The organism is Acinetobacter sp. Ac8 (assembly GCF_055392545.1).
On sequence record NZ_AP043689.1, the window covers coordinates 3,880,683 to 3,892,442 of the forward strand.

The 11,760-nt window shown below is 36.6% G+C and carries 11 protein-coding genes; 6 read left to right on the plus strand and 5 right to left on the minus strand.

Features of this window, described 5'->3' with window-relative positions; genetic code table 11:
* Window positions 1–3: 3 nt before the first annotated feature.
* Window positions 4–483 (minus strand): peptide deformylase, encoded by a 480-nt coding sequence (def, locus tag ACZ5QH_RS18370; RefSeq protein ID WP_034614064.1) that lies wholly within the window; start codon window positions 481–483, stop codon window positions 4–6.
* Window positions 484–687: 204 nt separating this feature from the next.
* Here def and ACZ5QH_RS18375 point away from each other — a divergent pair, with 204 nt between their 5' ends.
* Together ACZ5QH_RS18375 and ACZ5QH_RS18380 are read left to right on the plus strand one after the other, a co-directional pair.
* Entirely contained in the window at window positions 688–891 is a 204-nt protein-coding gene (locus ACZ5QH_RS18375) for an amino acid transport protein (RefSeq protein WP_081401509.1), read from the plus strand.
* 194 nt (window positions 892–1,085) lie between these two features.
* Window positions 1,086–2,360, plus strand: a complete 1,275-nt coding sequence (locus tag ACZ5QH_RS18380) for an MFS transporter (protein WP_004817517.1) — start codon at window positions 1,086–1,088, stop codon at window positions 2,358–2,360.
* Here the strand turns inward: ACZ5QH_RS18380 and ACZ5QH_RS18385 are convergent.
* From ACZ5QH_RS18385 to pnuC, 3 genes are all read right to left on the minus strand, one after another.
* Window positions 2,357–3,517 (minus strand): GGDEF domain-containing protein, encoded by a 1,161-nt coding sequence (locus tag ACZ5QH_RS18385; protein ID WP_004817519.1) that lies wholly within the window; start codon window positions 3,515–3,517, stop codon window positions 2,357–2,359. The two genes, ACZ5QH_RS18380 and ACZ5QH_RS18385, sit on opposite strands and share 4 nt — an antisense overlap.
* 740 nt (window positions 3,518–4,257) lie before the next feature.
* Window positions 4,258–4,554: a hypothetical protein gene (locus ACZ5QH_RS18390; protein WP_034614068.1), complete on the minus strand. Its 297-nt coding sequence runs from the start codon at window positions 4,552–4,554 to the stop codon at window positions 4,258–4,260.
* 22 nt (window positions 4,555–4,576) lie between these two features.
* Window positions 4,577–5,161 (minus strand): nicotinamide riboside transporter PnuC, encoded by a 585-nt coding sequence (pnuC, locus tag ACZ5QH_RS18395; RefSeq protein ID WP_303577977.1) that lies wholly within the window; start codon window positions 5,159–5,161, stop codon window positions 4,577–4,579.
* Window positions 5,162–6,125: 964 nt separating this feature from the next.
* On the opposite strand from pnuC, the gene ACZ5QH_RS18400 reads away from it, so the two are divergent.
* The 4 genes from ACZ5QH_RS18400 (at window position 6,126) to ACZ5QH_RS18415 (ending at window position 9,967) form a co-directional block, all read left to right on the plus strand.
* Window positions 6,126–6,770: a YqiJ family protein gene (locus ACZ5QH_RS18400; RefSeq protein ID WP_004817527.1), complete on the plus strand. Its 645-nt coding sequence runs from the start codon at window positions 6,126–6,128 to the stop codon at window positions 6,768–6,770.
* A gap of 30 nt (window positions 6,771–6,800) precedes the next feature.
* The gene (locus ACZ5QH_RS18405; RefSeq protein WP_004817529.1) at window positions 6,801–8,507 is read left to right on the plus strand and encodes a flotillin family protein; all 1,707 of its coding nucleotides are present in this window, start codon (window positions 6,801–6,803) and stop codon (window positions 8,505–8,507) included.
* Between the two features lie 246 nt (window positions 8,508–8,753).
* Window positions 8,754–9,485, plus strand: a complete 732-nt coding sequence (locus tag ACZ5QH_RS18410; protein WP_303577978.1) for a sulfite exporter TauE/SafE family protein — start codon at window positions 8,754–8,756, stop codon at window positions 9,483–9,485.
* A gap of 143 nt (window positions 9,486–9,628) precedes the next feature.
* Window positions 9,629–9,967 carry a hypothetical protein gene (locus tag ACZ5QH_RS18415; protein WP_034614080.1) on the plus strand — a complete coding sequence of 113 codons (339 nt, stop codon included), beginning with the start codon at window positions 9,629–9,631 and terminating at the stop codon, window positions 9,965–9,967.
* Window positions 9,968–10,269: 302 nt separating this feature from the next.
* On the opposite strand, the gene ACZ5QH_RS18420 is transcribed toward ACZ5QH_RS18415, so the two are convergent.
* Window positions 10,270–11,661 carry a purine-cytosine permease family protein gene (locus ACZ5QH_RS18420; RefSeq protein ID WP_303577979.1) on the minus strand — a complete coding sequence of 464 codons (1,392 nt, stop codon included), beginning with the start codon at window positions 11,659–11,661 and terminating at the stop codon, window positions 10,270–10,272.
* Window positions 11,662–11,760 lie beyond the last annotated feature (99 nt).

Below are 11,760 nucleotides of genomic sequence, written 5' to 3' on the forward strand. Positions count from 1 at the left end.
AGTTTAAAGTCTTTCAACAAACAGTATTCCATTTAAATGGTCGATTTCATGTTGCACAATGCGTGCAGGAAAACCATGAAATTGCTGAATAATCTTTTCGCCAGTCAGCGTAAAAAATTGTACAGTAACTGCTTCAGCACGAGCCACTTGCCCTCTTTCATTCGGCACACTTAAACATCCTTCCTCACCCAAGATGGTCTGTTCAGATTTCTCTAAGATTTCAGGATTAATCATTGTGATTGCATCCATTTCGGGTGCGTCTGGATAGCGAGGATTCGCTCTTGAAGCAACAATAATCACCCGTTTAGAAACATAGACTTGTGGTGCGGCGATCCCAACACCATTACGCTCTAACATGGTGGCCTGTAAGGCATTGGATAATTCGTTTAGCCAAGTACTTGAAAACTCAGCCTCAGCCACAGGCGCTGCGATTAATTTTAAAACGTCTTCACCACGTTGGGCGACAGGTAACACGGCACTCATTATCTTGTACCTTGATCAAATGTAAATTAAATAAATATGAGTGTAGCATTTGAAATGCGCTTTCCAATTCAATTATTGTGCAAAAATATGTAGGTTATGTACAAATGAATTTCTATTTACCTAAGCCAAATGACAGCTTGTCTTTTAAGCCATTTTTAATCATGATCGTGTAAATAACAAGCGTCTAGTCTATCGTTGAAAATAATGAATACAGCACCCCTATTCTTAGGCTTGATCTTTAGCTCAATTGGCTTAGGCTATTTTATCTATGGGAAAAGACAGAGAATGAACATGCCTTTTATCTGTGGCATCACTTTGATGATTTTTCCTTATTTTATTGAAAATACAATGATTATGTCTGTATGCGGTCTTATTCTGAGTGTTATCCCATGGTTAATTCGCATATAAATGATCAGTATTTACACCTATAAAAATTTACCTGATTGCAATGCTTTTAAAGCAAAAATGATTTTTAAGCCGCCTCAATCACCTATAAAAATAAGTAGGATGCATAAAAATAAATATTGATTTTTTAAGTAAAAAATAGTCAATTAAAATGATTACATTCACATTCAATATCTCTTTTAAGGCATTGTATCATCATGGACGAAAAATTGGGCCTCAATAAGGAAGCAAAAAGAACGCTTGCATTGTCTTCTCTGGGCGGTGCGCTCGAATTTTATGATTTCGTCATTTATGTATTTTACGCAAAAATCATTGCTGAACTATTTTTCCCTAGTTCTTTAAGTCCTTTTTGGGCAATGCTGAATACTTACGGAATTTTTGCCGCAGGATATTTCTTCCGTCCGTTAGGTGGAGTGATCATGGCGCATTTTGGTGATCTCGTCGGACGTAAACGCCTGTTTAGTTTATCCATATTATTGATGGCACTCCCCACTTTGTTTATCGGTCTAATGCCAACTTATGCAGACATTGGTTTAGCTGCTCCACTGCTACTGTTGTTGATGCGCGTGGTTCAAGGCATTGCGATTGGTGGAGAAATACCCGCAGCATGGACATTTGTTTCAGAGCATGTACCAACAAAGAAAATTGGTTTTGCCAATGGTTTGCTTACCGCAGGTTTGTCACTGGGGATCTTACTGGGCGCTTTGATGTCGCTGTTTATTTCACTTAAGTTTAGCGAAGCAGAAATCCATGCTTGGGCTTGGCGTCTCCCATTTATAGTCGGCGGAGTTTTTGGATTAATTGCCTTATATCTAAGAAGTTATCTGAAAGAAACCCCTGTATTTAAAGCAATGCAAGCGCGTAAAGAACTCTCAAAAGATCTACCCATCAAGCAAGTTTTGGCATCCCATAAATCTGCCGTTGTCATTGGAATGCTGTTTACTTGGTTTTTGACTGGTTGTGTTGTGGTGATTATCCTATCTACCCCTAATTTGCTGACCACCACATTTAATATTCAACGTGCGGATGCATTTCAAATGCAAAGCATGGCAATTCTGATGCAAATGTTGGGTTGTATATTGGCAGGTCTGCTGGCTGATCGTTTTGGTGCTGGGCGCGTAATTTGTTTAGGATCGATCAGTGTGGCAATCACTGCAGGTCTTTTTTATTACAGTTTAGGTCATGCCGCTCATTCAACGATCTTCGGACTGTACATGTTGCTTGGTCTATTTTCTGGCACAGTCGGTGTAGTTTCCTATAGCTTGGTCAAGATGTTTCCTGCCCCAATTCGTTTTTCAGGAATTTCATTCTCATACAATGTTGCATACGCAATTGCAGGTGGCTTAACCTTGCCATTGGTACAATGGTTGAGTTTATATCGCGATATTGGTGCTGTGTACTATATTGTTGTGCTTTGTCTAATTACCCTTATCACAAGTGTCGTTTATCGCAAAAAATTTGAAAGGGTTTAACGGTGTTGTTTGTATCCAAATGAATGGGTAAGCTCTATTTCAAAGAAATGACAAACCTGATTACGCCCATTGTTTTTTGCCAGATATAAAGCTTGATCAGCCTGACGAATCAACTCCTCTTTTGTTGTTAAAAAAGGATTCGTTGATACTGCAACACCAAAACTTGCCGTCACTTTGATGGTCTGCTGATGATCTAATCGAATTTTTTCTTTTTCTATTGCTTGGCGACATCGCTCAGCAAGACTCATCGCATTTTCTAATGCGCCATTACTCATGAGAATAATGAACTCTTCGCCTCCAAATCGCCCAACAACATCTTGCTCACGAATATTTTCAGTTAAAATTTTTGCAACCTGTTTTAAAACAGCATCCCCAATATCGTGCCCATACTGGTCATTAACACTCTTAAAATAATCTAAATCTAATAACACGATCGCAAAAGAACTTTGCTGTTGTTTTAATAAGTCAATATTCTCACCAATTCTCCTCCGGTTATAAATACCTGTAAGCGGATCGAGTACACTAATTTGCTGAATCATTTGCTCTCTTTTGCGCCACTGAGTCAAAAGAATTTCAAATAAAATCAGGCTTGCTAAAAAGATCGGAATATAAAAATACAACATGCAAAACACCCAAAATGTATTTTTATATACCGACATGGATTGTAACTGTTCACTAAAAATTGGTGCATAGGCTATTTTATGCATCAGACTTAATCCAAGGCTGATTAACATAAAACAAGTGATTGGAATGACGATTATATACACCACTTTTCGTTCAAATAATACCAATGCAACCGTGACCAAGCTGACATAACCAGCAACCGATGCTGGGCTAAAAATGCCAATACAATGCGCACCAAAAACAAAGATAAGACCAAAATATCCGATGGTTATATACGGAGTTATAATTTCAAAAATAGAATTTTTATTTAAAGCACGAATAATAAAAATAAGTGCAAAGAAACCAATTGCTGCAAAAAATAATAATCGTAGATAAATAGGGTAAAAATCTTGATTAATCCAAGCTTGTAGCTCAACTTGAGCGTTGCTAAAAAACCACCATACAATCCACAATAAAACAGCAATACCGCCTAAGAATAGAACAAGGCTACACTTCTTGAGATTACTCCAATTCATGATCATGACATCATGCATGAAGTGTTCCGTTGAGGACTGTGTTGCCATCCTACTTTTTTGTTCCATATAATAACCAATCCATAAAATTGTGAACTTCTATCCGTCGCTTTATTTATCTTTGCTCATCAGTTAAATATAACACTCCAGTAATTTTATATAAGTGTATTTCTAAAATATAGATTTTTATTCTAAATAAACCTAACGATTAGAATATTAATCCTTTATATTATTTGCAAATGTTTTCTGAAGAATAATCATTTTATCACATTTATTTTATCAATTTTAACTTTAATTCTTTCCCAATATTTCAATAAACAAAATTTTTTCCGCTGACAAGATTTAATCGCATTGAATCTTTTTTTATTTTACTGGATATATCCGTCAACATTTAAATTATTTTAGGCTATATGCCAAGTTAGATACAAATACTTTAAAAACAAGATTTTTCACCTTTATAATTTTATTGTTAATTTATCCTAATTTATTTTCAACCTATATTTAAACATACTCAAAAAATCAACTTTAAAGCTCATAATTTGAAACATCATTTTAGCAGAATCAAAACTGGAAATATCCAATGATATTGGCTTAAATCACTGTATTGATTGTCATACTGTTTTAAACTGCACACCATCAATATGGTCATTTAAATTCAGTGCACACATCAATGTGTCAGCACCCCCCAAAATCATTTGAATTCAGTTTTAAGCTTGATTTAAATAAAATATTTTTCAAAGACTTAACCAAAAAACTTGGCTTTATATTTTTTTATAAACTCTGATAGTTTTACTGTTAAATTTTAAACCGATAGACGTTGATTGAATTTCTATATTAAAAATCAGCGCTCTATATTTGATCTGAATACAAAATTCTTCTGCGCCATCATCCAAACCAGAAGTGCTCCACATTGTGCCCTGTGGGAACTGATCTAACCATGGGGCTTTGTAAAAATCAGAGACTGAATCAAAGTCGAGATATTGCTCAGGTTGAGCCATGATTCTTTCAACAAGTTCTTCAAACTTTTGTTTTTGTATTTGAACAAAATCAATAATCATGGCAGCCCCTTAAATAATGATGTTAAATTCCTTTATACATGCTCGCCGATTGTTTCTTTTTAACCTGTTCCCATTGCCACCATCCAAATGCAGCCAGTCCAACAAACGCTGCATATAAAGCAGCTGTTAGGAATAATTCTTTATACATAAACATCCCTACATAGACGATATCAACAAAGACCCAAAGCACCCAAGTCGCAATATGTTTACGGCTGGTCCAATAGGTTGCCAATAAACTAAATGCCGCCAGTTGGGAATCTAACATAGGCAAAGCAGCATCAGTAAAATAGTGTAGCGATAAACCAAATATTACCCCTCCAGCAGCTGCGATGATCATTTGCAGAATCACGGTTTGTACAGCAATCGGCTCTATTCGAATCTCTTGATCTTGCTGCTTGCCTTTTAGCCAGTGATAAAAACCATAAAAATTCACCACCATAAAGAACACTTGTAAGATTGTTTCACCATACAATTTAAATTCAAAGAATAAATAGGCATATAAAACAAAGGCAAAGAAGTTAAATACCCAACACCACATATTTCGCTTAATCGTCAATGTGACACCAATAATACTGATAATAACCGCGAATATTTCTAATGGTGACATGGTAAAAAGCTAATCAAGACAGGAAAGGCTATTATGAAAAAATACGGCATGATTGCAAGCAAAACCAGAACTAAAATTGAGAACGAAATCTTTAATATAATTTTTGAATTAAAATTCACAAAAAATGCTGTTGTTTTGTTTTTTGCATAATCGTTACGATAACAATATAAATTCCTTAAAAAGTAAACAATTAGCCTTAAATCACAGTTTATAGCGTATTGATTTTTAAAATCGTATTTCTGCGTCTCAATCAGCATACTCAGACATGATGCGATATAGCAAATTGAGTTCAATAGCATAGACTAATCAGCACTTTTGAAAGCTGCAATTTAAGCTTTGAACGATAGCAAATTTAACTAAAATAGCTGATAAAAACTGTCACATTTGCATGAAAAAGCAGACAAAAGATTAATCGAGGAAATACAGCGCAAAATTTATTTATTTTAAATAATATGTTTAAAAACATTGATTAACATCTTGTTTTTATTTGATGTTGTTCACATTTTAATCATGTTTACGAGATTTAACACTTGTTTACGTGAATACCAATGAATTTACAGAGGGGAACCTCTACTATCAAACTTAAGTTATGAACAATCCCCAAAGTTCATAACATTTCTCCTTAACCGAACTGTGAAAGCAGATTCGTTGTTCTACGCAGTGATCACCCCAATCATTGCGTATTTTTTTGTCTTCAGTTCCCTCTGTAAACTCAATCAGTTATAAGGAATAGTTGGCTAAAATGCAAGCATTACTTTTCAAGCAATTTTCAAAATATAAAAGAATATATTAAATTATAAGATATTGATTTTAATTAATATCATAAAATATTTTGTTGCAATACTACGACAAAACCGATAAACTTAATTTATTAATTGAATTAACTGATGATCATTTAATTATTCAGTTCAAATTAAAAATTTTATTTATAAAAACGCGCAACAATAATTTTGAGTAGAACAATATGTGGGAATTATTTACACACTCATCCAACTTACTATTTAGTGTCAGTCTGTGCCTGATGTTTTTATTGGGTATTGTGGAGTGTTTACTCCTTATTATTGGTTCAACCTCACAAGGTTTTTTAGACCAGTTTATTCCAGATCAACTGTTAGAAACCCATCATGCGGATCTAGACATCCATACAGATCACAACCTTTTAGTGCAACTGTTAGATTGGCTCTATCTTGGTCGTGTCCCCGTCTTGGTTTGGTTGATCATTTTTCTGACTGTTTATGCGCTATTTGGTTTTATTGTGCAAAGTATATTTTTCAATTTCACTGGAAATTATTTTTCTATTTGGCTGATTGCGCCAGCCAGTCTTTTTTTATCTATGCCAATTGTCCGAGTGTGTGCAGCACTCGTTGCAAAAATTTTACCGAAAGATGAAACCACTGCGATTCACAGTGATGAACTGATTGGGCGTACTGCTCAGATTATTTTAGGTGAAGCAAAACAAAACTACCCTGCACAAGCCAAAGTCATCGATCAATTTGGACAGACCCATTATATTTTGGTTGAACCAGAATTAGATGAAATCTTTCAACAAGGTCAAAGTGTGATTTTGACACAAAGAACAAAACTAGGCTTTCAAGCAACGCCACTTTAATTTTTCAATAACAAACCTGGGTATAATAAAATGTTGAATTCAAACTTATATCAAATCCTTGTTTTAGCAGGCATTATATTGGTGGCACTGATTGTCATCGGGGTTATTATCGCCCGCCTGTATAAACGCTCAAGTAAAGAAGTTTCTTTTGTCCGTACTGGTTTTGGCGGTGAAAAAGTCATTTTAAATGGCGGTGCAATTGTATTGCCAGTTTTACATGAAGTGATTCCCGTCAATATGAATACCCTTCGTCTTGAAGTCAAACGTGCCACAGATCAAGCGTTAATTACTCGTGATCGTATGCGTGTAGATGTGATGGCTGAATTTTATGTACGGGTTAAACCTACTGCTGAATCTATTGCAACAGCTGCCCAAACCTTGGGTAAAAAAACCATGTCACCACAAGAACTCAAAGATTTGGTGGAAGGTAAATTTGTAGACTCACTGCGTGCTGTTGCTGCTGAAATGGCAATGGAAGAATTACATGAAAAACGGGTTGATTTTGTTCAAAAAGTTCAACAAGTGGTTTCTGAAGATCTGTTTAAAAATGGCTTAGAATTAGAAACGGTTTCACTGACAGGTTTAGACCAAACCAGTTTTGAATATTTTAACCCTCAAAACGCTTTCGATGCAGAAGGTTTAACCAAACTGACTGAAACCATTGAAGACCGCCGTAAAAAACGCAATGACATTGAACAAGACAATGACCTAGCCATTAAAGCAAAAAACTTAGAAACTGAACAAGCGCGCTTGCAAATTCTACGTGAAGAAGAATATGCAAAACTTCAACAAGAACGTGAAATCGCCATTCGTAAGGCTGAGCAATCTGCAGAAATTGCAACACAAGAAGCCGCAAAAAAACGTGAAGCAGAAGAAGCTCAAATTGCTGCTGAACGTGAAGTCGAATTAAAGCGTATTGCATCTGCACGTGATGTTGAAAATGAAAATATTCAAAAAGCGCAGTTGATCCAAAAAGCCCAAGTCGAACAGAAGAAAACCATTGAATTGGCCGAACAAGATCGTGCAATTGCGATTGCTGAAAAATCACGTGCTGAATCTGAAGCCAAAGCGTTGGCTGACCAAGCACGTGCACAAGCAGTAAAAGCGGAAGAAGAAGTGACAACTGTTCGTGAAACTCAGCGTGCAGAGCGTTTAAAAGCCGTTGAATTGGTGGCTGCGAAGCAAGTCGCTGAAACAGATGCGATTGCGATTACTGTAGCAGCAGAAGCAGCTAAACAAGCAGCTGCAGATGATGCTGAAGCAGTGCGTATTGCAGCACAAGCGGATGCTGAAAAAATACGTTTAAAAGCCAAAGGTGAAGCAGATGCAAAAATGTTGCTTGCTGCGGCACAAGAAAAGCAATATCAAGTTGATGCTGAAGGTACACGTGCAGTCAATGAAGCCAACAATGTGCTGTCAACAGAACAAGTTGAGATGCAAATCCGTTTAGCTTTATTGAAATACTTGCCTGAAATCATTCGTGAAAGTGTTAAACCAATGGAAAATATTGATGATATTAAGATTCTTCAAGTCAATGGTTTAGGCGCTATGGCAGGTTCAAATACAACAGGTGAATCTGGTGAACAAAATCAAATCGCTTTGTCTGATCAAGTGGTCAATAGTGCTCTGCGCTATCGTTCTCAAGCTCCACTGATTGATAGCTTAATGAATGAGTTAGGCATTAAAGGCGGTGATATTAATGGTTTAACGCAATCCTTAAAACCAAGTAATGATTAATACAAATCATCTCCTATTCGCTTAATTACCAGCCTCTGTCATCAGAGGCTTTTTATTACATGGATTTCTATTCATGATCTAATACACCTGATCGTTTTTAATGGTATAGATGTTAACGATACAGATATACTTATCTCAATAAGTCATGATGGAAACTCACGATTTCTTTTAAAATCAGCTGATTCAACCAAGATCGACTATCTCAATGCTATGCTCTAACCCTATTCAGTTTTGTTTAATTTAAAAATGACTTGGTTTATTTTTATTCTCGGTGCCATGATTGCAGGCTTTGTCCAAGGTTTAACTGGTTTTGCCTTTGCCTTGATTGCGATGTCTTTTTGGATTTGGGTATTACCGCCACAACTGGCAGCGCCATTAGTGGTGTTTGCTTCTCTATGGAGCCATATCATTGCATTGGGAAAAGAACAAAAACATCAACTCCCGTTTTCCCTTGTTCTCCCTTATATCATTGCAGGATTAATCGGTGTACCTCTCGGTACCTATCTTTTACACCTTATTGATGGAAATACCTTTAAGACCATCCTTGGATTATTTTTAGTGATTTGGTGTCCGACCATGTTCTTTGCTCCTGTGTTTCCTCGTATTCAAGCATTGGGGAAACTTGCAGATGGAAGCATTGGTTTTATTGGCGGTATTTTAGGTGGCCTAGGTGGTTTTTGTGGCGCAGCACCATCAGCTTGGGTGATGCTTAAAAATCTGCCTAAACAACAACAGCGTTATATTTTAAGACATTTTAATATTGCGATTCAGTTGTTTACGATTATTATTTATCTCTGCCAAGGAACCATCCACAAGGTCCATCTCCCCTATTTTGCACTGATCATTCTTACAGTGAGTATTCCAGCGCTGATTGGTGCGCAAATGTTTTATAAAATATCAGAAAAACAATTTAAACAATTGGTGCTGAGTTTATTATTTGCCTCAGGTTGTTTCTTATTACTGACATCATTACTTTAACAAAGAAAGAGAAAGTTGAATAAATTTCACTGGCTATTTATTCAGCAATTGGTTACTAAAGTGAAAACAATATTCGAGCGGCTCTATTTTTAATACCCGATTCATCCTACAATTCCGCCACTCATTTTTCTTAAATATCTGTGATGAAAAACTCATTTTTGTTAAGTGCCAGTATTCTCTTAACAGGATGTGTACTTGGCACATCTAGTGAAATTAAAACTGCGGAAAAACTACTCAGCCAATTTCAATGTAATAATATTGAAACAGCAGAATTGGCCCACAGTTCAATTAATACTTATCATGAACGCTCACTTGCGGTGAGTAAAGAAAAAGCCACTGAGTACGTCGATCGCTATAAATCTGGAGATGAATTATTTAAAATTCCTCTTGATGAAGTGGTTCAACAACAATACGATATTTATAAAACAGCCTGTGAATCCCTTGGCGGTGTGCAACGCTCAACAACAAGCAACGCTAAATAAGCCGATTATTTTTGAATACTGCAAAACGTTTATGATCTTAAAAATACCGTGTTTTAAATGATTGTGTTTTAAAATCATAAACGTAAATCATGATGAGCAGCGTTCATTTTTAAAATTGCCTAGGCCCTCATCCTGTGCTACTGAATTTTTAAATACACCCCCTAGTGAAATATAGCGATCTCATCTCCAGATTTTATCTGATGATCAAACAGCCTTAGAAGCAGTAAAAATAGTGGCTGTAGCAAACCTAATATAGGCAAAGTGATATGATTTCTGCATCATCACAATAGCCGTGCCGTAATTTATTTTTTTGCCTTGTATGAATGGTCTTTGATACCAAAAATTTTGATCCCCATCAGATAAAAAATAGAGGTTAAAATTAGACCGACAACCCACGAAACATCTGCACCATCAAGCGCCTTGGCAATAGGACCTGTATACAAGTCTGTCGCAATAAAAGGCACTTGAACAATGACACCAAAAATATATGCAGAAACGGCCATAACGTTAAATTTTCCATAAATTCCGCCATCTTGGTGGAAAAACGAATCGACATCATATTCCCCATGACGAACCCAGTAATAATCAACCAAATTTACAGCCGTCCAAGGGATAAGTACGTAGATGAGCAAGAAAATAAAATTAATAAATATGGGCAGAAAGTTGCTAGATGCTTTGATTCCAATCCATAGCGCTATAGCAATTAATAAAAATGAAATCGCAATTCGCCCCTTAGCCAATGGCATAAATGATGGGATAAATGTCTGGATAAAAGAGATTAAAGTCAGTACACCACAATATAAATTCATTGAATTGATCGCTGATATGGAAATGACCAGAATCAAAATAAACGCGCTCCCCATCTCAGGTACATAAGCGATCATCCCAGCGATAACATCTCCACCCGGTGTCACCAATCCTATAGTTACCCCTAAACACATTGGAATGATGGTACCCAATCCACATCCCCAATATGTCGCCCAGAACGCTGCCTTAGCGCCTGTTTCTTTTGGCAGATGACGAGTAGCATCAGAGACATAGGGTGCATATGCAATCTGCCACAGTGCAGCAATCGAAAGCGTAGCGAGAAAACCTGTAGCTGAAAAAGAATTACGCGCGAAAAAGTCTGAAGGTAAACCTTGAATAAAAAACACCCACACATATGCTGCCAAAAAAGCCAAACCAGAGATCACAAAGGTTATTTTTGTAAATAAATGAATTAATCGATAACCAACGATTGTGCCGATCACTGCAACGACACAAGTAAATAATATGCCAGATGATTGACTGAATGAGGGAATAAGCAAATTCATGGCTTGTCCAGCCAGCGTCGCATTTGAAGCTAGGAAGCCGACATACATGATGACCACGATTCCAAGGATTGGAAGCGCGCCATATGCACCAAACTGCCCTTTGGTTTGAATCATTTGAGGGACACCGAGATGCGGTCCTTGAGCGGCATGGAGTGCGGCAAAGATGCCACCAATAAGCGTCCCTAGAATAATACTTAAAATAGCAGAGACAAAAGATTGATGAAAAATGGTGACTGAAACTGATCCTGTCACAAACGTCAATAGCATCAAATTTCCACCAAACCAAAGTGTGAATAGATCCCGAGCCTTACCGTATCGCGCATTTAATGGGATTTGCTGAATGGTATGTTGTTCAATCGAGTGAACATATTTGTCTTCCATGAGTGTCTCCTAATAGAGAAATCGTTAAAAAATTACGATCAACCAAATTGTTTTTTTAAGATGCAAATCCCCCTATGCTTAAATTGCGCAATTGAAAAT

Excerpts from the sequence above, each read along its gene's own strand:
- ACZ5QH_RS18410 (WP_303577978.1), top strand. The coding sequence starts at position 8,754 with ATGACTTGGTTTATTTTTATTCTCGGTGCCATGATTGCAGGCTTTGTC.
- ACZ5QH_RS18385 (WP_004817519.1), bottom strand. The coding sequence starts at position 3,517 with ATGCATGATGTCATGATCATGAATTGGAGTAATCTCAAGAAGTGTAGC.
- def (WP_034614064.1), bottom strand. The coding sequence starts at position 483 with ATGAGTGCCGTGTTACCTGTCGCCCAACGTGGTGAAGACGTTTTAAAA.
- ACZ5QH_RS18375 (WP_081401509.1), top strand. The coding sequence starts at position 688 with ATGAATACAGCACCCCTATTCTTAGGCTTGATCTTTAGCTCAATTGGC.
- ACZ5QH_RS18380 (WP_004817517.1), top strand. The coding sequence starts at position 1,086 with ATGGACGAAAAATTGGGCCTCAATAAGGAAGCAAAAAGAACGCTTGCA.
- pnuC (WP_303577977.1), bottom strand. The coding sequence starts at position 5,161 with ATGTCACCATTAGAAATATTCGCGGTTATTATCAGTATTATTGGTGTC.
- ACZ5QH_RS18390 (WP_034614068.1), bottom strand. The coding sequence starts at position 4,554 with ATGATTATTGATTTTGTTCAAATACAAAAACAAAAGTTTGAAGAACTT.
- ACZ5QH_RS18400 (WP_004817527.1), top strand. The coding sequence starts at position 6,126 with ATGTGGGAATTATTTACACACTCATCCAACTTACTATTTAGTGTCAGT.
- ACZ5QH_RS18405 (WP_004817529.1), top strand. The coding sequence starts at position 6,801 with ATGTTGAATTCAAACTTATATCAAATCCTTGTTTTAGCAGGCATTATA.
- ACZ5QH_RS18415 (WP_034614080.1), top strand. The coding sequence starts at position 9,629 with ATGAAAAACTCATTTTTGTTAAGTGCCAGTATTCTCTTAACAGGATGT.
- ACZ5QH_RS18420 (WP_303577979.1), bottom strand. The coding sequence starts at position 11,661 with ATGGAAGACAAATATGTTCACTCGATTGAACAACATACCATTCAGCAA.